General features: G+C 46.2%; 14 protein-coding genes. All 14 read right to left on the reverse strand.

What is annotated here, in order from left to right; translation table 11 throughout:
- Positions 1-39 precede the first annotated feature (39 nt).
- Positions 40-3405 carry a DEAD/DEAH box helicase family protein gene (locus tag O9H85_RS03260; protein ID WP_269879864.1) on the reverse strand — a complete coding sequence of 1122 codons (3366 nt, stop codon included), beginning with the start codon at positions 3403-3405 and terminating at the stop codon, positions 40-42.
- Entirely contained in the window at positions 3383-4591 is a 1209-nt protein-coding gene (locus tag O9H85_RS03265) for a restriction endonuclease subunit S (RefSeq protein ID WP_269879865.1), read from the reverse strand. The genes O9H85_RS03260 and O9H85_RS03265 overlap by 23 nt, the downstream gene beginning before the upstream one ends.
- Positions 4588-6042: a type I restriction-modification system subunit M gene (locus tag O9H85_RS03270; RefSeq protein ID WP_269879866.1), complete on the reverse strand. Its 1455-nt coding sequence runs from the start codon at positions 6040-6042 to the stop codon at positions 4588-4590. Before O9H85_RS03270 ends, O9H85_RS03265 begins: the two co-directional genes overlap by 4 nt.
- A 33-nt stretch (positions 6043-6075) precedes the next feature.
- Positions 6076-9390 (reverse strand): UvrD-helicase domain-containing protein, encoded by a 3315-nt coding sequence (locus tag O9H85_RS03275; RefSeq protein WP_269879867.1) that lies wholly within the window; start codon positions 9388-9390, stop codon positions 6076-6078.
- Entirely contained in the window at positions 9383-12340 is a 2958-nt protein-coding gene (locus O9H85_RS03280; protein ID WP_269879868.1) for a PD-(D/E)XK nuclease family protein, read from the reverse strand. The genes O9H85_RS03275 and O9H85_RS03280 overlap by 8 nt, the downstream gene beginning before the upstream one ends.
- 41 nt (positions 12341-12381) lie before the next feature.
- Positions 12382-13335: a helix-turn-helix transcriptional regulator gene (locus tag O9H85_RS03285; RefSeq protein ID WP_269879869.1), complete on the reverse strand. Its 954-nt coding sequence runs from the start codon at positions 13333-13335 to the stop codon at positions 12382-12384.
- Positions 13336-13375: 40 nt separating this feature from the next.
- On the reverse strand, positions 13376-13774 hold the full coding sequence (locus tag O9H85_RS03290; RefSeq protein WP_269879870.1) for an HIRAN domain-containing protein: 399 nt from the start codon (positions 13772-13774) through the stop codon (positions 13376-13378).
- Between the two features lie 127 nt (positions 13775-13901).
- Entirely contained in the window at positions 13902-15023 is a 1122-nt protein-coding gene (locus O9H85_RS03295; RefSeq protein ID WP_269879871.1) for a Fic family protein, read from the reverse strand.
- 56 nt (positions 15024-15079) lie between these two features.
- Positions 15080-15655 (reverse strand): ribonuclease H1 domain-containing protein, encoded by a 576-nt coding sequence (locus O9H85_RS03300; RefSeq protein WP_269879872.1) that lies wholly within the window; start codon positions 15653-15655, stop codon positions 15080-15082.
- Positions 15652-15861: a hypothetical protein gene (locus tag O9H85_RS03305; RefSeq protein ID WP_269879873.1), complete on the reverse strand. Its 210-nt coding sequence runs from the start codon at positions 15859-15861 to the stop codon at positions 15652-15654. The genes O9H85_RS03300 and O9H85_RS03305 overlap by 4 nt, the downstream gene beginning before the upstream one ends.
- Positions 15858-16817, reverse strand: coding sequence for a 3'-5' exoribonuclease YhaM family protein (locus tag O9H85_RS03310; RefSeq protein WP_269879875.1), 960 nt, complete (start codon positions 16815-16817; stop codon positions 15858-15860). Before O9H85_RS03310 ends, O9H85_RS03305 begins: the two co-directional genes overlap by 4 nt.
- 15 nt (positions 16818-16832) lie before the next feature.
- Positions 16833-19301: a pPIWI_RE module domain-containing protein gene (locus O9H85_RS03315; RefSeq protein WP_269879876.1), complete on the reverse strand. Its 2469-nt coding sequence runs from the start codon at positions 19299-19301 to the stop codon at positions 16833-16835.
- Positions 19285-22374, reverse strand: coding sequence for a pPIWI_RE_Z domain-containing protein (locus tag O9H85_RS03320; RefSeq protein ID WP_269879877.1), 3090 nt, complete (start codon positions 22372-22374; stop codon positions 19285-19287). Before O9H85_RS03320 ends, O9H85_RS03315 begins: the two co-directional genes overlap by 17 nt.
- On the reverse strand, positions 22371-23435 hold the full coding sequence (locus tag O9H85_RS03325) for a restriction endonuclease-related protein (RefSeq protein ID WP_269879878.1): 1065 nt from the start codon (positions 23433-23435) through the stop codon (positions 22371-22373). Before O9H85_RS03325 ends, O9H85_RS03320 begins: the two co-directional genes overlap by 4 nt.
- Between the last annotated feature and the right edge of the window lie 15 nt (positions 23436-23450).

A 23450-nucleotide genomic window follows, 5' to 3' on the forward strand; every position in this document is an offset into this window, starting at 1 on the left:
GCAAGTAATTAAATTAGTAGTGTCTATAGTCCATAAAAACTAAGCCCCAACAAACTCTGCATTCTTGTTAATGGTATCAATAATTCCAATAATCGCTCGTGCATCGTCGAGATTACTACTGAACAGTTCCGTGATGCTACCAACCGTACGAAACGGCTCCTCTTGAAGAACCGACTTTTCTATAATTCCATTTTTAACTACATAATCGATAATCAGCTTTACAAACCGAAGTTGATTGACATTCAATCGGTTTTCTTGCAAGAATACCACAAATGCTTCATTCGCAGCTTCCTGATCAAGCCCCACGACCGTTCGCACAAGCTTAGTTACCGGTAAATCTTTATATTCCCGTTCATAATCCTCTTTGGTTCCGAGTTCTCCCCACAGTATATGTTCGAGTGTCTCCAAATCCTGTTTTGTGATCGGCTTGTTGTTGCGCAGTTTATAGATTGCTAGTTGATCCTTATTGGTTTGAAAATATTGGCTAACCTTCTTGCTATAATTTTGCAGGTCATTGGTGTTATAAAAGCCGCGGCTCTCCTCTACAGCAAGCCATTCATCTTTGAAATTCGTATAGTAAATTTGCTGCGTTTCCCGTTCCAGGAACTTAATAAGATCTCGTAAAGCTTCACGTACTTTCTCCATTTCGAAGATGTCCGCTTCTTCCCAGAACTCTGCCGTTAGGATTTTCTCTATTACATCTCGCTGAGCGACGATTTGAGGAATCGTACCCAACTTGGAGAGTTTTTCTGCCGTCTCCATGACTTTGCGAATTGGTTTCACCGATTGTGTTCCCTGAAGCTTAGCCAATTCGATGATCAGCATCATATAGTCAAAACGTTTTGCTAATTCGTCATTGTCTAAAGAAACAACAAGAGGAGCTATATACTCTTTCAAATCTCCCATATCGGTATCGGTTAGGGAACGCCATGCAGCGTCATTTTTATACTTATGGACATATTGGATATGCTGCCTGATGCGAAAATGCTCCTCATTTAATGCACTCACGCTATCCTTCAACCGATTCACCAATTCCGTGCGATGGGCGATATACTCTGGTTCTTGATAACGCAGTTGCTGAAGTTCACGTACAATCTGGGTACGAACATTGAATAATTTCTCCGATAAAGTCTCGGCAATATTGGTATCCTTCCCTTTTGGATTTGCCCGAAAAAACTCAAAGTTGCGACAAAAATCAAAGATCAAGAATTCCTTTTTGTCCTCACCAATACCATGAAGATCTTTACATAACCGTGTCCCACGACCAACCATCTGCCAAAACTTTGACTTCGAGCGTACTTTCTTGAAAAATACTAAATTGACAACCTCAGGGATGTCTACGCCCGTATCCAGCATATCTACAGAAACAGCAATTTGAGGAAGCTTGCTCCATATGGAAAAGTCATCAATCAAAGATTGATAATAATTCGTTTTGATATCAATTACCCGTGCAAAATGCCCCTTCAATGTCGGATACAGGCTATCGAATCGCTCCACGATCGCAACCGCGTGCCGATGGTTTTTGGCAAAAATGATGGTCTTGCCCAGTTTGTCTCCGCCTTCAACCTTCAGCCCCCGCTCCATAACTAACTGCAACACCCGGTCTATCGTATCCTGGTTGAACAACCACTCATTGATCGCTGCACTGTCAATATCCCGCGGTTCTTCTTCTTCATCCTCCAGAAGCACTTCTTCGTATTGCTCTTTTTCCTCATCGGGAAGATCATCGTAGCGGATGCCATCGTCCATAATCTTGGTCGTTGTTTCCACGGTACGGTAATCCACCAAATGTCCTTCCTTAACTGCTTGCTCTAGTTCGTATGCAAAAGTCGGAACACCATTTTCCAGACGGAACACGTCGTATGTGTTTTTGTCAACTTCATCTTTAGGAGTTGCTGTTAAACCTAAGAGGATGGCATCAAAGTAATCGAATATGGCCTTAAATTTCTTATAGACGCTTCGATGCGATTCATCGATGATAATCAAGTCAAAATGACCAACCGTAAACAGCTTTTTGCCGTCCTTTCGCTTGGCCTCATCGATTGCGTTCATCATCGTCGGATAAGTAGAGAAAACAATTCTCGCCGTTTCCGGATTGTCCTTGCTGTCCAGCAGGTTGCACAGTGTCATATCGGGCAAATACTGGCTGAAGCTGTTTTTGGCTTGACGAACAAGCGTTGTACGATCAGCAAGAAACAACACATTCTTCACCCAGTTATATCGACTAAGCACATCAACAATGGCACTCGCGGTACGTGTTTTACCGCTGCCTGTCGCCATGACAAGTAAAGCGGTCCTCTGTCCTTTGTTTAATGCATCACAAACCGCGAGGACTGCTTCATGCTGATAAGGACGATTTACAATGGAGTTGTTGATTTGTACATCCTGCAGCTGCCTACGGATCGAGCGCCGGTTCACGAGCAGCTGCAGCTCATCCTGACTGGCGAACCCGGATACTTGCCGACTGGCATAGTGAAGATCATCCCAGAAGTTCGTTATAAAACCGTTCGTATAATAAATGACCGGACGCTGTCCGTACCGTTGCTCCAAACAATCCGCATAAAGCTTCGCTTGCTGCTTGCCTATATTGGGATCAGAACTTGTCCGTTTAGCTTCCACAACGGCAAGCGGCTTCCCGTTCTCGCCGAATAACACATAGTCGGCATAACCGATCCCCTGGCCGTTTGGCATACCTTGGACTTCAAACTCTTCCAATACATTTTGACGGAATGTCCATCCGGCAAGCTTTAGCTCGAGATCAATATAACGTTTGCGGGTCTCATATTCACTGATTTGATCCGGCGCAAAGTCATACTCCTGGGTATTCTGTGCTTTGCGTTCTGTCAGCAGCTTCCGAAGTTCTTCGTTTTCTCTAATAAGATCTTCCAGCTTACGGTCCTTTGAACCTAAACGGTCGTATAAATCCTGCAGCTCCTGAGGTCTTACTTTCTCTTGGTGCTTATTCTCTTCCAATAGGAGTTGCTCATCAAAACTTCTCGCGGTATACTCGACCGAATAGCAATAATCAATCCAGCAGATGAAGTTATGCAGGTTACGAAGTGAAAGAATTGCTTCGCCGCGGCTGATCGTCGCATTCGAATGTACAGCGGCATTGCCTAGCTTCGTGATATATTTCAGCTGGGGTAACATGGATTGATCGATTACGCGGAGAAAAGTTACATCGTGAATCAAGCTTGACAGGTTGTCTTGATAGGGAACCTTCAAGTCACTATCATAGGTAAACAGCCATTTTACAGCAAGCTCCAAAGCCCGCCGGCACAGGATTGCACTGGTCGCTGGGCTGACAACCAGTGCTTTCTCCGCTTCAATACATGCGCCGGCAAAGCTGGAGTATGTTTTATTTGCACTGAGAAATCCAAAATTAGATAACTGCAAATCGCTCATCTGTCACTACACCGTCCTTGACTTTCAGCTCGCCCTTGAAGGCTTTTTGAAGAAGTGCCTGGAAGTTGGATTCTAGGTGTTGGAGTGATTGGTAATAACTTTTTTTCTGTACTTCAATTTTAGAGACAATTATCGCAAATTTCCTTTGTAACTCAATAGGAGGAGTAATAAAATCAATATCTTTCACTTGTTCCATCGGCGGAAAATTTGGAATGCCACTACCACGACTTACACCAAATAGAATGTTTTGAATGCCTTCATGTCTAAATAAATACTTAAAGAAGGTATTATTCATTATGTTTTGATCCAAAGTAATTTTCAAAAGGGCTTGATTTATTATACCTTTCTTCGCATCACGTGGGACTTCTGCTATTCTGCCAAGTGTTACACCCGAGCAACTTACAATTAAATCACCCGGAAAAACTTCAAATGCTTTTAATTCCTCAAACTTATCACCATCAATAAAATATCGGGCCATTGTAAATTCATCATTTATAGCATGATATTGTTCATAAACCAGATAACCATTTTTTACAAACATGTCTTTTTTTAATGCACCACCAAAAGGCCCCCTCTTTATTGCATACTTGTCCTTTGACACAAAATCAGGTAGCTTTTTCTTACAAAAGCTATAATCATTTTTTATTGGGTCTCCAAACATATCCCAAAATACAGCTAGAATTAATTCATCAATTTTGGAAATTGCGTCTTGCCGCTTATCAATTAAAGTTTGGGCTTTGTCTAGAATATATGCAATTTCTTTTTGTTGCTCAAACGAAGGTAGAGGAACTTCAATATCTTCTAAAACTTTTTTTTGAATATGTGGAATTGTCGCCCCAGTACAATTTTCTCTTAGAAATAAACTCTTTGATCGAAGAAACTTTGCTATATAAGGGATATAGTTATTGGAATCCCGTGGTCTTAATACGGCTAATGTACTGCCTATGATCCCTGTAAGATTATAACCAATCGTTCCCGCATTGGCACCGTCCCAAGCAATTAATACATCATTACTTGTTACGTATACGCCATTATCAATTTTGTTTACCATTTTGATGTTGTTGTCATTTCGTAGGTCTTCAATCTGTATATAACGAACCATCTCGTTCGCATCATTTGCTTGAGTCTCTTCATATTTTTTTCCTTTAGCAATTGTAAATAAATCTCCAATCCTTCTAACTCTCACCCTAACAGCGCCTCCAGTTCCTCGAGCCCTTCAACAATTTCTTCCTCTAGTTGCTTGATCGAAGCAAGAATAGCTTTCGGGTCCTCGTACTGAACTTCCTCATACTCTGTTGCCTTGTAGCGATTTATACTGAGATCATAGGCATTGGAGCGAATCTCATCGACCGGAACCAGGAACGATTTCTCCGTGCGTTTACGCTCTTTCTCTGCATCCCAATTACCAAAACGCCCCACAATATCGGGGATATCATTCGCCTCAATCGGATTCCGCTTGTCATCAAGCGAATAACCGTCCGCTTTCATATCATAGAACCATACGTAATCCGTCCCGCCAGCACCTGTCTTGGTGAAGATCATAATGGCTGTCGACACCCCGGCATAGGGCTTAAATACACCGCTTGGCATCGATATAATAGCTTCCAGCTTGTGATTCTCGACGATCTCCTTGCGAATATCTTTATGAGCTGTACTGTTACCGAACAAAACTCCATCGGGCACAATGGAAGCGCAGCGACCACCGACCTTGAGCATTCGAAGGAAGAGGGCAAGGAACAGCAACTCTGTCTTTTTTGTGCGGGTCACACGCAGTAGATCCGCTGCTACCGCATCCGTATCAAGCGACCCTTTAAACGGCGGATTGGCTAAGATTAGTGTATATTTGTCTTTGTCGGTATTATTTTCATTCAGGGAATCGCGATATTCGATATTCGGGTTATCCACTCCATGAAGCAGCATATTCATAGCCCCGATGCGCAACATCGTACGGTCCATATCGAAACCGTAGAACATATGATTGTTGAAATGCTCCTTCAAGCCCTGAATCAGAAATAGATCGGCATGATGGTCACGCAAATATTCTCCTGCAGCAACCAGAAAACCCGCCGATCCTGCAGCCGGGTCACAAATGATATCTTCCGGTGTCGGCTTCATCAAAGCAACCATCATATCGATAATGTGTCTTGGCGTACGGAATTGGCCGTTCGTTCCAGCTGTAGCTACCTTGGATAATAGATACTCATATAAATCCCCTTTGGTATCCCTATCCTTCATATCAATCGATTCAATGCCCTCGACAATGCGTACAAGCATATTGGGAGTCGGAATCATAAAGATGGCATCGCCCATATATTTGGCATAGGCTGAATCCTTGTCTCCATGAAGTGACTTAATGAACGGAAATACTTCATTGGAAACAACATCATACATACGCTGCGGATCAAGATTCTTAAAGTGATTCCAACGCAAATACTTCTTATCATTTGGAAATAGTCCGGTAAACGGTACCGATAGCAGCATGGACTCATTTTCCTTACGTGTCTCCGCTTCATCAAGACCTTTAATGAACAACAAATATGTAAACTGTTCGATTACGCTTAATGGATTGGTAATGCCGCCGGTCCAGAAAGTCTCCCAAATCCGGTCTACTTTTTGCCTTAATTCACCTGTAATCATAACGTTCTCCTCTATATGTAGATTCTTGTCTAATTATACAACAGACTGCCCTAATATGACATATTTCTGCGGACTAACAAAATATAATCCAGCTTCCTTCACCCGATAACCGAACGTCTCAGACCAGGCCTTAGCATAAGCCTGCACCTGTGGCGAATAGAACCGGACAAACTGCTGCAATTTGCCCTCAAGCTGATCGGTCTTGAAGTCGACAATCACCCAGCCATCCTCTTCTTCAAAGGCGAAGTCAATTACACCCTTCACTAAGAGATAAAAGTAGCTATTGGATTGTTTCGTTAATGCCGCGGCAGCTGTTTCGGACATCGTCTGCTCGGTTGCGGGAAAAGGCGTTGCCTCCCCATTTCTCTGATGCATCATGATCGGGATCTCAAACAACCTCTGCTTAGCTCGTTGACTACGTTGCCAGAGTTCACTGTCTAGAACTTCTCGGAGTATTGGCAGAGCATCTCCCGCATTCTTCTCTGCAACCCCCTCGATCTGGCAGAGATATTGAACGTACGCAGGCAATTCACTCATCGGAAGGCCTTTTCCAACCGCCTCAAGCCCCTTATGTATTACGCTGCCGAATGATTGTCCTCGCCCATTGGCTGACCATTCCGGCGTGTCGGCCATCCCCTTCGTCAGTCCGGTTACGGTTGCTTCCGTGTAAGTAGGATGGCGCAGCTGATGAAACACTTGCTCCCTCTGAGCCAAGTAAGCCTCCAAATCAACAGATGCGACATCTCGTTCCATTTCCCCATCACACTCGAGAGTCCCGACATCCGTTTCCGGAACATCCAACTCCCGGATAAGCTCCATCCCATCCATGAGCGGACTCCAAGGGCACTTAGCTGGCTGCTCAGGGTAGAGACTGACTACTAGCACTTGTTTCGCCCGCGTCGCCGCGACATAGAGAAGCCGATCCCGCTCCGCCTGCATGAATGCTCGCTCTCGCACACTCATCGCGTCCCAGCCAACCGGCTGGGCAATCGTTTCCTTCTGAAATCCTTTCGCTTGCTGCATCAGGAAATAGCCCGCAGCCGTGGCCTCCGAACGATCAACGAACTGATCAGCGTCATGATCCTTGTCTCCGCAAGGACAAGCGAGAAACACGACAGGCGCTTCCAGTCCTTTTGCCTTATGCACGTTCATGATCCGTACCGCTTGACCCTTGCCCGCGTAGAGACTGGCGGTTTCTATACCCTGGCTCTCCCGAATGGCCGAAATTGCCTGCGTCAGTTCATGCCAATCCGATGCAAGCAAGGCGTCACGCTGCAAGAGCTCCATCATCTTGAGCAATGTTCCCGACCGGTTGGCACCTGCTTCTTGCACGGTAGAATAAGGTAGAAGACCAGTGTCCTCGATGATGCGGTGCAAAGCGGCCCATGCTGGCAATTCTTTGACCCAGTCGGCATATTCACGCATTTTCCAAAATGCAGCGGCAACTAGATTGCCTTGTTCTGCTTCTTCCTCCGGCAGCCGATAGATCGACCACGAATTCCCTTGGGAGCGATACACCATCAGATCCTTGTCGCTAATACCGAATAGGGGTCCGCGCAGGACGCTCAGCATCGCCACCTGGTCGGACGGATCGGCCAGATAAAGGGCCAATTGTCCCAACGTATGAAGCTCGGGATATAAGGCAGAGCTTCCTATCGTTTCCGCGGCTACGCCCCTCTTCTCTAGCTCTTCCGCGTATAGGTGCAAATAATGCCTTGTTCTTGTCAATATCAGAAAATCACTGGGCCGCGCCTCTCTATACACCCAAGTTGCGCCATCCCGTTCCTGAATGTGCATATTAGCATCTCGGCAAGCCCACGCGATGGTTGCGGCAATACGCTCTGCGTCAACTTCCGCTACTGCATCCTTGCCTCCCGGAATTTTCGGATACGTAAGCGCATAGATCCCGTGGTTCGCTTTCTTGCTTGCTTGGGGATTGGGTATATTCGTTTCCATCTGGACATACGCCGCTTGAACATCGCTTTCCCGAACGGGAAGCTTGCCGACAAATTGCCCGTTCACAAAAGCGCCGATCGCATCGACGGAGCGGAAATTGCTGTTCAAGTGAAGCACATCTCCACATGCCTGAATCCGTGACTTTACCTCGTTATAGATGGAAATATCCGCGCGGCGGAAACGATAGATGGACTGTTTCGGGTCGCCCACAACGAACAAGGAGCCTGGCTTGGGCGTAAGCTTTCGCCAATTCCGTTCTTTCGGGACATCGCTCTCTCCCGTTAAGAGAAACATCATTTCCGCTTGGACCGGGTCGGTGTCCTGGAACTCATCGACCATGAGACGTTGGTAACGCCCGGCGAAAAACGTACGAACCTCCGGGTAATCACGCAGCAGACAGCATGCATACATCAAAAGATCCTGGAAGTTCAGCTTTCCAGCCTGCAATCGCCGTTTCCTGCAATAATCCAACGCTGGTAAGACAAATTGAATGACCTTCGGATACAAGTATTCCCGCCACAATTGAAGAAAAGGGTAGAGGACCGTGATCTGCCAATCGTGAAATTGTTCGGAGATGGCTTTGGCTTGCTTCTTCTCCGTCCACTTGTACTGCTTCACATCTAGTTTGAAGTCAAACATCTTCGCTAGCGTAAGCATCAGCCTATCGTCCTGATCCTTCGACAAGCGCAGCATGCGATTCGCAGCACGCAGTTTAGCCTGAAGATTATCCCAACCCTTCTCCGGTTCAGCCGTCGGCATAAACCTGCTTGCTTCTTCAATCATGGGAAGCAGGGAGAGCCGGATCAGGTTGAACTCAGGACGTTGAACCGGTTCACAAGGGATCTGGAGGTCCGTAAAAAGAGATACCCGATCATAGACATTTTTCAGAATGCTGACATCGATGTCCACCTCGCCAAAGGAAGCAAGAGCCTCACTATCTTCCTCCTGTAACCGAATCAGATATTCATCCCAGCATTGATCGTGGAACGCACGATTCATCTCTTCGTCCATTTCTTCAAAAGTAGGGTCCAATCCGGCCTCAATCGGACGCCCGCGAAGCATGGAGGAGCAGAACGCATGGATCGTTCCGATGAAGATTTGGTCTAAATTGGATAAAGCTTCTTCCAATCGATCTCTAGTTTCGCCTTCAACATCAGCCGCTTTCCGTTCCAAAGCAATGCGGAAACGCTCCTTCATCTCATCCGCCGCTTTATTCGTAAAGGTGATCGCCGCAATCTGCTCGATTTTAGCCGTACCGGTCTCGATGAGCGCCAGCAATCGGCCTACCAAGCTGGTTGTCTTGCCCGATCCTGCACCAGCTTCTACCAGAAAAGTACTATCAAGCTCTTCCAATATCCTCGTTCTAGCGTGTTGATCGGACGGTTCATTCAAGGTTCTCCACCTCCAGCAGCGTGAGCAGCAGCTCCGTATTCACTTCATCCTCTCGTTTATGGACCATCATCTCTGCGTGATCCCCGCATACAGCCGCATAGTCGCAATAGCGACAGGCCCCCGTACCCGATGCAGGAATAAACACTCCTTGTTCCATCGACGAAAGAATTCTCCGGATCACCTCGGTAACCCGGTGACGTTCACTTTGTGACCGTGCAATCACTTGCCCTTGTCCCCGTTCGCTCGGAAAGACATAAGCCGCTTCAATCACTTTTGCATCAGAATCCAAACCCGTTTGCTGCATCCAAAGCTCTGTACCCCAAGCATAAAGCGCGTGCTGAAGCTGTGTGCCGCCGACGAACACACCATTTTCCTTGTAAGGGCGGGGGCTGCCGGTCTTGTAATCGATAATGCGATATTGATGCGGCGCGACTTGATCGATTCGGTCGACGATGCCGCGCAGCGAAATGGTCATGCCGTCTTCAAGCTCAAGGCGCAGCGGCTGTCCGTCCACGATGAGCTCTTGTTCGAAAAACCGCGGAGTTGTCTTACCCTGCACTTCCATTCGAAAGAACACTTCCACATCCCGGAGCATCGCTTGCCGCTCCTTCTCAAACACATGAGGGCTCGGTGCCGGAATCCGCTCAGCATACGCATGAATGGTTGCCTCCGCGATCCGAAGCAGTAGGGTATAATCGTGCGTAATCGGCATGACATGACTTGCACAGACTTCTGTCATATAACGCCGATAAACCTCGTGCAGCAGCGAGCCTCTTTCATTCGGCTTCAGCCAGGAGGTACGATCAAATGTCACCTGATCTTTCACGCGAATCCCCAATACATATTGGAAAAAATAACGCATCGGACATTCCGCATACTTTTCCAACTGACTGGCACTAAGCGTCCGTTCGGACAGGCCTCTCCAATAAGCAGTCCATTCTTCCCCCGCTATATATCCGTCATGCTCCGTCACTTGTGTGCAACCGCGTGCTTCAAGGGCCGTTCTGCCTCGATGGAGCACAGGATAGACCGATTCAATGACGGCCTGCCGGTCCCTCTGAAGGCTTGCATGCGAATGGATATGCCCAAAAACGGCTCCGTCCAATGGCAATTTATTTGGTTCAGCAGAGGAAGACTTTTCTACATCCAAATATCCGACCGGTTCCCCTAAGCTATGGTGCAGCGTCTCATAGTCCGCATTTGGCTCCCCCGTTGCTTTTCGGAATACCTGTAGAAGCTGAAAAGCCGGACTTATAGTCGTTCCTTCGGCCAGGTCATACGACGAGAAGCTCAATGTAAGCTCGCCGCTCATCATCCCAAGCCGTCCATCGCGATGGCGCTGCCGTTCCCTTTGTCTCTGCACCGCTGTTTGCAGCTCAGGGCCGATCCGTCTGCATTCCTCATCGAGCAGCATGGGATTTTGCCGGATATTCCCGGACCACAAACGTTCATCCATCCCGAGCAGAAACGAGTGTTTTCTCCCGCTGATCCCCCCATTTACCAAACTCGATACGTACAAGGAGCCGGGCTTGGGCAGCGGTTGCACCCCGACTCGAAGCTCCTGCAGCATTTCCCTGACATATAAGAACCCTTGTTGTATTGGCATCGAGTCCGGCACGGGACATTCCTGCAACTCCTTGCCCATATCTTTCATCTCCTGCCGAACGATCGCATCCTCTTCCACTCTGCACACGCCGAATCGATCCAGGATTTTAACGAGCCATCCCCAAATGCTTGCAGGAGAGCAGAGCGCCGCTTCGTCTGGAAACAAATCTCCTAAAAGGTTAGCAAGATACGCTTTTATCTCTTCTTCCCGCTGTAGATGTTCTGTCCGCTCCTGTTCTACAGGTCTTTCATCTGAATCCTCCTGGGAGCGAACATACTCTGCCCCCAGCAATTTGATATACCGTTCTTTCCCCCAGCCGATTCCACTTTTCTCCAGGGTTCGAATGCAATCTACATTCGAAATCCCTTGATCACGATCGGACAAAGTAATCAATTGCTGCTGTAGCATCGATACGAGCAGCCGCACCTGGTAACCAGACTCCAACCAGTTCAGCAGGAAATGTGCGGCTCTTCCCATTCCGGATGTGATCACAGGCAGCCCATTTGCAAAGGAACAGGAAAGATCAAGAGAAGCACACATGGTTGAAATAGCCACCGCATATTCTTCATCCGGGACGATCATCTCTACTTCATCCAATGGAATCCGACCCTGAATGATTCGTCTAAATGCTTCACGAACCTCAGCCAGCTTCCCTGTCGCATGATAGAACTGAACCTCGCCGAACGGCAATGCGGAGTTGACGTCAGTGAAGGAGGCATCCGTTTTAATTCTCGTCATCCGGCTATTGGACAACCGCTCCAGCATCCGGGCGGAAACCAGTGGAAGCGGCATAGGGTCTGGGAGGATAAGCTCCACGTTATCCGGCAATTGGGCTGGTAGATACGGCAAAAGGCCAGGAAAATCGGTCCAGTTTCGCTGTTTCAGGAAACCCTCATACGCTGACAGTACCTTTCGCACATAGCAGCCTTTTTGCTGACTCAAAAAATGATTGTCTCGAAGCTCCTCCGCTCTCACTCCAGCACGACGCAGATCCATAATCGCTTTGTGAACATGCATAGCAATACCGGGCTTAACTTGATCCATGGAGATGTAGGAATCCCGCTCAGAAGCCATTTGTTCCATGACATAATGGATGATCCAAAAAGACCGCTGCTCCCCGATTAACGTCAGCCCTTGTTTATACAGCGAGAACTCAACTTGACTTCTTACAAAGGACTGAACCGTATGGACCTCGACGTTCATAACGGGCCCTAATTCCCGGCATATTCGCATAAGCCAGGACTGCCCTTCCATATAGGAAGGAGCGATCACAATCTTGCGGCGAAACGGCTCTTTACGGATTTCATCAAACAAGCGTCCTAGAAACGTGCCTTCTATTTTCACCAGGAACACCTTCCTTTTGTTTATCGCACAGCATTCGCACCTTACAACCCGTACAACTGTCCCCAACGCTGCAGCTGTTCCTTAAACTTTTCCCGCACAAATGCAGGCTCCAAAATCTCCGCCGAAGGTCCGTACTGAACTACCCAATTCATAAATTCCCGCTCATGGTTAACGGTGACCTCGAATAATAAGCTGCCGTCCGGCAGATCGGTCATCTTCGGTCTCACGAACAATTCTTCTTCCTTCACATACCGTACGACGTCCGGATGAAATTTGATCTTGAAGGTGATTAAGGAATCCCCGCGTTCAATGGACCAGGTGTGCTTCATATAATGAGCGATGTTAAAATCACCTTTATCGAAACGATTACCTGTCAACTCTACATGGCGGAAACGGCTGATCCGAAACGTGCGAATTTCCCGCTTGGCACGACAATAGCCGATCAGATAAAACTGTTGATCACGTGGAACTAGGCAATACGGATCAATTTCGCGCTCCGTCAATTCATTCCGGCTTTGTGTATGGTAAACAGCCCTGATCGTTTTGCTGGCGATGATCGCTTCCATGATGAGTAGCAAGAAGTTGGTATGGTTCTCCCGATAAGCTGGAGTCCCCTTTTGAATCATATCCGCGACATTTTCCAATGTATCGTAGTGTTTCCGGGTTTCTTTTACATGGGTCGCCATCACCTTGTCATAGGCGGATTCAAATCCTGGAGGCAATTTGCTGGTGTCGAGCACGGAGGGCAAGACAGAAAACACCAACGCTTCCTGCTCCGTGAAATTAAGCGGGTACATGGCGAAATTCCCAACAAAACGGTATCCTTTTCCATAACCTTCATTCGTAATTGGTGCAATCAAATCCAAAATTCTCATATCTCTGTAAATCGTTCGATCCGTGGTCTCGCATTTATCCGCCAGCTCCTTGGCCGAAATTCCCGGATTAGCTTGTATAGCAAGCAGCATTTTATGGAGCCGTATCACTTTATCTGACATATCGCGTCTCCTGTCATGGCATATGTAATGTAAATCCTTATCATAAATGGAAATTCGACATTCTTCCTAGTTCTTCCTGCCTATATAGGCAGGGGGAAAACGAAACATCCTCAGTCGTTTTGATGATGTACACTTCCTCTAGGCCCGGCGTAAGTTCAACAATTGCCGTTTCCTTCACGACAAATCGCACCATGCCACAAACATGATGCTCAAACGTATCATAAATACGCCCGGCACTGCGGCATCCTTTCGGTACGGTATGCGGACTGTTGGCGACATAGCCGATTTTGCCTAGTGGGATCATATCTACTTTTATCGCCTCATGGTCATGGGGATTATCAGGATCTTTGATTAAGTGAACAATCTGCCCCGGTTTCAGAAATGCAGCCCCAAAATAGTGCTGTGTGCCTGTTATGGCTATGTATATTGGTTGATCCAATGTAATCACTCCCGTATGTCTTTCCTTCATTATGACGGATCACAACGACCATAGATTGTCAGCGAATATACGTTCTGCCAATTAAAAAAGCACTGCGGTATCTCAGATGGAGATCGCAGTGCTGCATTCATTTTAGAAAATGGGCAAATTTATCCGGGGCATCTCGAATGTCTTGAGCCAGCTTCTCGTATTCAATGGATAATTTGACCGAACGAACTCTTTTGGCGTCTTGGTCGCGCGGCTCAATGAATCCTTCTTCTCTCCAATGACTTACCTTTTCCCTTATTGAACGATCCGACAAACGAAGCAGGTCCCTCATTTCGCTTATCGTTAGGGTGTCTTGTTTGAAGGTTAATTGAGCGAACACCATTCTTTGCTGGGGATCTAACTTGCGAATCAGATCGGGTTCGATTTTCGTCATTTGGGTGGATTTCTCTGTTACGATGGCTGCGGCTTCTTGAAATACCTCCGCCAAGCCATCAATAAAGAATTCCAACCAGGGCGTTAAGTCAGCCTCATTCCGCCCAAAATAATAGTTGTGATGGAGACCCAACTGGAGTCGGCGATAATATTCAGCCAAGTTGCGGTCATAGAAATTCTCGAGTACAAATAACCCCTTTAAGCCATATCCGCCGCGGCGTAAAAGATATGTCGTGATCATCCGGGCCGTTCGGCCATTCCCGTCCATATACGGATGGATCGTCAGAAATTGCCACATGAAAATCCCCGCTTTAATAGGAACCGGAACCGAATAGGTTTCCGGCGAATTCACCCAAGCCACCATAACCTCCATTAATACAGGGACATCTTTCCATTCCGGCGGCAAATAAAAACCGGAAGCATTGCGGCTGCCTGCTTGATTTTGTTCTTCGCGATAGTCGCTATTACGCGGTCTTCGTCCGTGCGATATTCGGATAATGGCATGCAGCTTTTTAATAAATTCCTCTGTGACCGGAAGCTGCCTTTTTTCGGCTTCATCCAGGTATTCCAAAGCTTTCATTAAGTTATAAACTTCCTGCTCTTCATTGTCATTGCTGGTTTGGTACAAGACTTTTCTCTTCGTCGCCTCGTCAAGCGTGTTTCCTTCAATTTTCGTTGAAAGAATGACCGTCTTTTCCATTGATTCTTTCTTAAGCAAATCCAGAATAGATGCGGGCAATGGAAGCAAATCCACTACAACACTGGCGCGTTGTATATCCATTAGTCTGCGGGCAATAGCGTCCGTTATTGAATATTTGGGTGTGAACATAACATCACCTTCCTCAATAACATACAAAGTCATTGTTTGAATGAGTCATGCGACTTTTATTGGCTACTGTTTTTTTCTCTAAGGATTAAATCGATCCATTCCTTATGTTCACGCCAACCATTCAAGACACGGATGCCTTGATATGCAAGCTTTTTTACCCATTCGGTTTCTGAACGCAGGGAATCTGCTTTTGTTGGCTGGGTATCAACGATCTGGAATTCCGGTTCGAGGCCATCCTTCCGAATACTTGCAATCCACTTTTTGTAGGCTCTATGTTTGTAAGAATCACGTAAATGGCTGGTTTTTCGATGTTCCATATCATGGGTTTGTCCAACATAAAAGGGCATCTGTGTTCGAGGATCAATAATTACGTAGGTGGAATAAGGCCCTTGTTCTTCCTCTACCTCAGTAGGCTGAATCTCCGAGGCAACCTCTTTTTGATCAAAATGATACTTAGGGTTTTGTTGATCTGGCGACATCTGCTTCCACCAAATTTCTGCCAGTTCTAACGTTGAGAACGATTTATACACAGCCCCTTTATATCCTTCAACGTTTTGTTTGGCTCCTCCATCCCATTTGTTATATATTCCTGGATTTTCACCCTTTACTACGACGTAGAATTTACTTTTCATGGAGTCTCCTCCCCACTGGTCTTTATTCCAGGTCTCTTCGACTTTTTCTCGAGTAGGGCGCGGTTGAACTCCTCATCGGTAATTTCTTCATTAAGCCGCTTCCATAGGAGTTCTTTTTCTTTGTCATTCAGTTCAGCATCTTCGTAGGACCAGGAAGCATTTGTCCTCCTAAAGATCTTCTCAAATTCTTGCCGTGTTATTTTCATAGGAGTGGCGTCCGATACAACGCTTTATTCTCCAGCCCTCGGATCGGTTGTGTCCATAACTCTTTGTCCGAAGTGGCTCTCAACGCGTCCTCCGCCATCTGCAGCTTAGCATCCATTGCGTCGATATGATGTAGAGCTACCGCTTCCGCCGTTTGCGGTTGTACCGGGCTTCCCCATTCCCCGAGATTATGGTGGGAAAGAATAAGATGCTGCAATCCGATCACTTGTTCCGAATCGAGCGGAAGCTCCAGCCGCAATGCGGCTTCTGTAATCCAACTAGCTGCCATTGCAATATGACCGATCAACTTTCCCTGGATGCTGTAGTCTGACACGACTCCGAGATGAGCGATCATTTCCTCTGGCTTTGCTATATCATGAAGGATGATCCCGGCTTTGATCATGTCTGCATTCAGGAATGACCGCTGCTTGCATAGGAATTCACCAATTTCTAGCATACGAACGATATGGTAGGCCAAGCCCGCAAAGTAAGCATGGTGGTGCATTTTGGCCGCCGGATAATGAGCCAGTTTCTCTCTCACCTTATCGACGCAAAAGCCTACAATATCACGAATGACCGGGTCCGAAATACTCTCAATGACTTTGTTTATGACTTCTAATAATTCCGTAGATCCCATTGGTGCAGCTCGAACAAAATCGGTTAGAGACACGCCATCCTCGTCCCTTACATTGCGAATCCGGGAGATCTTAACTTGCGGTTTTTCCCGATATAACTGAACGATTCCTTGAACCTTGACAAGCGTCATCGGAGAAAAGTTGTCTCTTTCCGTTTCCTTCACATCCCAATACTTGGCAGGTAGCTGGCCGCTGGCATCACACAGCACCAAATCGAAGTAATCCTTTGCAGGGGAAGTGTTAGTTTGCTTCAATTCCAGTTCTTTCAGCAAATAGAAGCCGACGAATTCATCGTTCGTAATCAGTTCTTTAATCATTGTCATTCTTTGCACCCCCGCTTACAACTCCAAAAACTCTGCCTCTGCTTCAGTAACCTCATACTCCTTAAATTTTAAGTATTTCTTTATCGTACTCGTCATTTTCAAAGGATAAGGCTGTGCCGATGTCGATTCCAAGGTAATGCACACTTCACGTAAGCGATGTACCATCCAAGCCAAGCGCTCTCGATCTTGCCTATCCATCGGACCTAATGGCATATATTCCACAACTCGGGGTTGTTGAAAAGCCGTTTCTGGGTTATCATACTTGGTCATGGCTTTTGCAATATTCATCTGGGTCTTGGGTTTGGTTCCGACACCATAATACAGTCCTGACTCGTTATCGGAATAGACACCAATAGAGAAAGACATGGGGCGAAAACCGTAAGCTGGTACATCCTCATTGGAATTGACACGAATAACGGTTATCCCCTGATCGTCCTGTTTCAATCCAGGCAAGTCAGGGTTCTTGTCACAGACAATTTTGTTGTTTTGAATGCCCTCCAACCCTTTATATCGAAGCTCCGCTTCAACTAAAACGATCGGCTCCTTGCCATTCATTCGTTCCATTCTTAACTGCTCTCCGAACCAGCGTGCTATTTCTTTCTTTTGTGCATCCGGGGCTTTGGGAAACGGATCAAATTGATCTGTTTGTAACACAGCTTCCGATAAAGTCAACCATTCCTCAAGGCCCCGGCTCTTTACCGTTAGTACACCGTCTTCAAATTTCGTAAGAAACGCATAAGTTCCTTTATCACCAGAAACCAGATCATAGGCTATGATTGGGCGTTGTTCATTTACATCCATATGTGCCTTGTAATCGATAACTCCCGCATCCCCCAATAAATCCAAAATACAGTTGAAGACTTTGTGAATATAGCTTGACTCAGGTTTATCCTTCTTACGTTTAGACTTTTTTGCACCTTTCTCTGGATAGACGAATTGAGTGATTCTCCCCGTTAATTGAAACCCTTTGCGTACGGCTTGCTTGGGATCTGTTCCTTCGCCGAGCTTTTTCCAGTCGTCTTTAGGTAATATCTCTATCAAGGAGCACGTTATGAACTGACTCCCTTTAACATGGTCGATGCTTCGGACGATTTTGTTGGTTCGATGTTCATCCGCTAGGTCTTTTAGCGCTCCGCGATCCAAGCCATCTACATAGTCCCTTCTGTCGCACTTGACAAGAACGATGCGGTTGCCAGAGGAAGAGTTCATCCTAAAAACTTCTCCGTCAACTTGTTCAACCAGCAACTTTCCTTTATATTTTTTAGTCTTCAATGCTTCAACGACACATTGATAAAGAGAGTCCGGTCCCCACACTTCAAGCACGAAATCTTTATCGTGACCGCAGTATACAGGTGAGATCTGCTCTCTCACTCGCCTTAATGTCCCTTCTCGCTTCGGCTTTGGCACAAGTGGCAACGGCGTAAGCGATCTCCAGTCGGATAAATTCTCCCTTACCATCTCGTAAAATCTCATTTTCTCCTGAATACTGATTCCCGCTTCAATATAAAGGGAATTATTAAAGACTCGATTATTATGAACGACCCATATCTTAGGGGAGCCATCTGAGTGATACTTGACTGGATTTGTTAAGATATCCTCAGTCGATAATGAATTGCCCCATAAAACATCACAAAATAATTCATCGAGCCCTTCAGACCAACGTGTATAAGGCTCAGTTCCACCTTCTCTGCGAAAGGATAGACTCGCATACGAACGTAATCCCATTCCCTTGTCTTTGATAAGAGGATTGTCCATGGAAACCAATAACGTACTATTGATGCCGCCCTTCAGATACTTAGTCTCCTGAGGTTTTGTAATAAACCGCCTTATTCCTGCCGAAACCATCAAAAGAAGGCGTCCCGGCTCCCCAGCTCGATATTGTAATCGAAATCGGACAACGTAAGAAAACGTTCCAGCTCTGGTTAGTATGGGTTGGGACATGCACTCTGCCTTTTGCATAGCATATACCTGCGAGAACGTAAGCTCAACTGGCTCATCCCGGTTTTCTAGCAGTAGTTGTTTCGGACTCAAGCAAAATTGATGGGCGACAAGGGCGGGCAGCAATTCATATTTTAACCTTGAGTCACGATGAACGATGGAATCCACCTTCTCACTTCGCCAGCCAATTGTACTCGTATCCAAATCATCCGGTGCAGCTACGCCGTGCCTCGTTGCTATTTGGTTCATCCATCCCTTAGCCAGGAATAGGATCATTCCAACCGGGACTGGCTGCGTTGCAATGAGCCACGGACGGTTTTCATCCAGATAAAATTGGTTATTTACCGAGACGATCTGCGGAAATATACTTTGCAATTTTTTACTTAATGGCTTGATCGCAAAGGGCAGCTTTACGCCATTATAAAATTGAAGAATAAATTCTCGCCAAACCGATGGAATATCCAGTAGATAAATCTCCTCACTCTTCCAAGCATTTTGATCACTCTCGAAAGCATACAGCTGCAGTAATTTACCAGTCCGACTCATGGGCCTCATTCCTTTCCATCATGACTTTCATACTGTCTATAAATGGTCCATATAAACTGCGAAATGCTAGATTTGATTCATGATCCATCATGATCTTCAGCCAGTAATCCAACATCGATTCCCCAACATCCGTGCGCATGGGCTGAGCTAGAAATTTACCATCACAGTAGAACACTCTGGCCGGTGTACCTTTGCGAAGAAGCCTTCCAATCGTTTGCCAGATTGGGATAAACGTATACCAGGCTATGGTCTTTCTCTCCACAGGATTTAGTACGGACCAATAGTCTGGCTTGCGGTACATACGATGCAACAAGCTATTACTTTCGCTGCGAATTAAATCCAGTGCCTGCCTATAAAGCTTGCCTTCAAAATCGGCACGTTCAATGAAATCAGGCAGTTTGGCATGCAAAAGTTGGATTAGATAGGTCATGTCCTGCGGAATCGGATACGGTCGTATCATAAAAAACACAGATCCGAATAATGAACCTTTCGTATCATCTAGAATGTTATAACCGCGACTTATCGCAAGTAACGGAGCGATCAGCACATCAGCGTTTTCTTTAGCAAATCGCTCTAATTCTGCTCTTGAAAACTCGGCTTCATGAAAAGGATCCGGGTCCCTCGTTAACTGGCGGTATCTATTTTTCCAAGATGAATGAGATGCGAATACGGCTCCGACATCAGCAACGTCTTCATAAGAGTTGACAATCAACAGCACTTTACGATTTGCTCCCGAGTAACGCCACTCCATCAACTCTTGTTCAATCTTGGACGTCAACTTGGCGGTTAGCACACGAAGATTTCGTTCTCTTCTGTCCTCAACCTCACCGGATATTTGGATAGGCTGTTCCTTTCCGTGCTCATAGACCGGATAATATTCCTGGTGAATGAATGGAACACCCAGATTGGATTCCAACAGCCACCCGGGTAACGAGGCAATATGATAATGCGCCGATCCAGGAGCCAGACTTGTACCGGAAAGCAGAACAACCGCAGGCCCTTCGTATCCATCAATTCCAGCATAGATCGATTGCCAGTCTTCAAGAAGAAGACGACCGACACTTGAATATTGAACAGCTTTGAAAGTACCTGTTTCATTTCCAGGTTTTACTTCATACAGATACCCGGTCATACGTCCAGTCATTGCTTCTTTCATAATCGCCGTAAATTCACGTTGAATCGAGTAAAGTCCTTCGAATTCAGATAATTTCCCCAACTTGGCTTGAACTAGCGGATAAAGATCCATGAACACTTGTATATCATGATCGATAAGTGCAAGACAAAGATATAATTCCAACGAATGAACCGGGAACTTCAATCTTCCAATGGGGGTTGTCTCACCGCCCAACTTATGGAGAATGGCAGTTAAAGCTTGTTCCCGCTCCTTCATTGTTCGAGCTTGCAGCATTTTCGCTACATCTGCATAGATATGGTGCTCCAGTGGATGGTCCGCATAGTTACGTAACTCCTGTTCGATTCTCTCCCGATTTTGTTCATCCTTGGCGAAAGCACCACTTATGCGATAAGCTTCGGTAGAGAGCCGTAATAGCTTCCGATACAAAAACTGAGCGAATTCTGGTGATAAATTCAATGTACGATATACGCCGCGACGGATGGTACTTTCAAGGCGATTCAGGACATCCATCCAGTCTTGTACAACCTCGTCATGGGCATACTTTCCATAATGGCCTATCGTTTTACGGAAAGATTCTAACAAGGTCTTCTCAAAGAGGTGCTGGGAGTTTCCAAACAAAGCAATCTCGGAGACAAAGGAATCGTCGAATTGCTTCTGAACCGCATCGGCTTCATCAACGAAAATGATATCTAACAAGTCATACATCGCTTCATAGATTGTTCTTTCATAAGGGTCCAGCATAACCGGTAGTTTTGTTTTCAATATGCTTGCTGAGGTTGTAACCCATACTTCGGCATGGATCAGGGCTGCGAAATCGCGATAGATTCCGCAACTGGCAGCATAGGGGCATACGCACTTTTTCTCCTGCTGTATTAACTGACGACATGGATAATCTGTCGTATCTTCGTGGTCACTGGCAAGGGCATGGATGATGCAAAAATCGGATACATGTCGGAGTTCCAGATAAGAGTCCTGCCCCCAATCCGTTACATCCCGAATCTGATGGCGACGGGCTGATATATAGTCTTTCTGATGTTTACGACGGCCCGATCTTCCAATTACAGGAACAGCGTTAATGCCCAATAAACGAAGTTCCTTAACCCGATTTAATACTTGGGGAACACTGCCCTCGATAAATCCGATACGAGCCCCCTCTCGGACTAATCGATCCGTCTCCAACACCATAAATGTGGATTTTCCGGATCCTAGTCCCCCCACGATATGCTGTAATCCCTTATACTCAAACTGCCGAATACTAGGGTTTGTCAGTGATTTTAGTTTAAGGCCAATTCCTGCCCTTTCCTTCCATTCCGATGCTGCCGAAGCTTCTCGCATCCCCTCAGTCTGATAAGTATGTTCGTCTCCGAGTTGAAGTGTAAATTTCCCCTTCGGTCTGTACCTCGGAAATGTTGACGTACTAACCAACAGCGATGGAATTTCTCCACCATAACGAATGGATTCTTGGTCCTGGTTATATTTGTTGTAGTGGAACTTGCCTGCTGTAGCAAAGCGTATGTCTTTTGACTGATGGGCAACAGGTTGTTCTAATATTTGCGAGTACCATTTCTTGCGATCAGAGAACAAGGCAGGAGTCCGGAGTCTCCAATGTCTACCGTCGATTTCGTATAATCTATATTCATCCGAAACTTCTTGATATCGTTCGAATAAGTTGTCCCATGTCATCCTCGAGCGAATAGAACTATATAAAACTCTTAGACGGTGCGCAATTTCCTTCCGAGCATGCTTAGGAAGAATAGGAGAATCATAACCTGATAAAATCGAATATCCCTCGCGGATATCCATGGAAGGATCGATCATCAAACATCCCGTGACGAACAATTCGACAGTATAAATGGTTTCAATGTTTTGCCGCGGCAATCCAGACGGCAAGAGACGTGGAAGGAACGGCTCAAAATAAGTCCAATACGATACTCTCATCTCTTCCTTGCTCCCCCTGCCAGATGCTTCTGCACATCCTGCTCATTTATGACTTTCAGATGACTCGCATGGGCCATGAGTGCTTGTGTAACGAGCCTTGAATAACCGGGGTATATTTTCGTTCGGTATTGTGGAATGACAATATATACATGTGGGTCTCGATATTTCTCCAGTTGGTGGGGTTGCATTTTATTGAAAAAGTTAGCTAGATGTAGGGGATGCTTAAAATCTTTCATATCCAGATAAACGATATGCGTGTCCAATTCAACAGCCAGATCGAAGCGATCTACTTGCGGAAAAAGTGTAACCTTGTAACCTTTCTTCGTTAACCAATCTTTAGCTGCAAGTTCCGCCAGCCCTGGCAGCATGGTGTAACGATAAATTCCGTAACGCAATCGATGCATGGGCTCCGGGGTTTCCCATTTCTTAATCTCTCCGCGACTTGCGATTTTCCCGCAAAGGTCTTCGGTTCCACATTGCCAGTGATTATTTCGAAACTCCAGCGTCCATCCGCATCGTGGACATATGCGATATCGTTCTAAATCGTCCGTTATTTCTTCAAAGCAGCGACCTAGCCATTTCATCAGTTCCGTATCCTTAAGCTCCAACCCAAACTCCATCAAACGATATGCAGGTATTACCGGATTGGTGATAAGGAACGCTCGAAGTTTCCTGTACTTCTCCTCTAACATAGGCATTGTCCCCCGGCAGTAGCGCAATATCTCAACTATTTCTTGTGTCTGCGCTTCTTCCGGTGAATCGTACATGAATTTAAACTCACGTGCATCTGGCGACAGGCCCAGGTCTGGAATCAAGAGCGGCGCTTCCTGTGGATAGATACCAGCTACTGAAATCCCCCATTCTTCTGCCGGTTTTTGCAACAATTGAATCAGCGAAGGCAAATCGATGGGCGCTTCTTTTCCCTCCAACATTAGTAGGCGAACAATCTGCATATGCCCTTGACGCAACAGAGCCGGCGGCTCACCGAGTTTATTCCCCCATTGTTCCAACCCGGCGATTATATTCAGTAGACAATCTCTTACGGCTTGATCCTTCTCCATTTGAACACCACCTCA

The sequence above is a fragment of the Paenibacillus gyeongsangnamensis genome (genome assembly GCF_027533625.1).
Classification (GTDB): domain Bacteria; phylum Bacillota; class Bacilli; order Paenibacillales; family NBRC-103111; genus Paenibacillus_G; species Paenibacillus_G gyeongsangnamensis.

Coding starts and splice junctions, on each gene's coding strand:
- O9H85_RS03270 (WP_269879866.1), bottom strand. CDS start 6,042: ATGATTACAGGTGAATTAAGGCAAAAAGTAGACCGGATTTGGGAGACT.
- O9H85_RS03320 (WP_269879877.1), bottom strand. CDS start 22,374: ATGAGAGTATCGTATTGGACTTATTTTGAGCCGTTCCTTCCACGTCTC.
- O9H85_RS03325 (WP_269879878.1), bottom strand. CDS start 23,435: ATGGAGAAGGATCAAGCCGTAAGAGATTGTCTACTGAATATAATCGCC.
- O9H85_RS03260 (WP_269879864.1), bottom strand. CDS start 3,405: ATGAGCGATTTGCAGTTATCTAATTTTGGATTTCTCAGTGCAAATAAA.
- O9H85_RS03285 (WP_269879869.1), bottom strand. CDS start 13,335: ATGTCAGATAAAGTGATACGGCTCCATAAAATGCTGCTTGCTATACAA.
- O9H85_RS03295 (WP_269879871.1), bottom strand. CDS start 15,023: ATGTTCACACCCAAATATTCAATAACGGACGCTATTGCCCGCAGACTA.
- O9H85_RS03315 (WP_269879876.1), bottom strand. CDS start 19,301: ATGAGTCGGACTGGTAAATTACTGCAGCTGTATGCTTTCGAGAGTGAT.
- O9H85_RS03310 (WP_269879875.1), bottom strand. CDS start 16,817: ATGACAATGATTAAAGAACTGATTACGAACGATGAATTCGTCGGCTTC.
- O9H85_RS03305 (WP_269879873.1), bottom strand. CDS start 15,861: ATGAAAATAACACGGCAAGAATTTGAGAAGATCTTTAGGAGGACAAAT.
- O9H85_RS03300 (WP_269879872.1), bottom strand. CDS start 15,655: ATGAAAAGTAAATTCTACGTCGTAGTAAAGGGTGAAAATCCAGGAATA.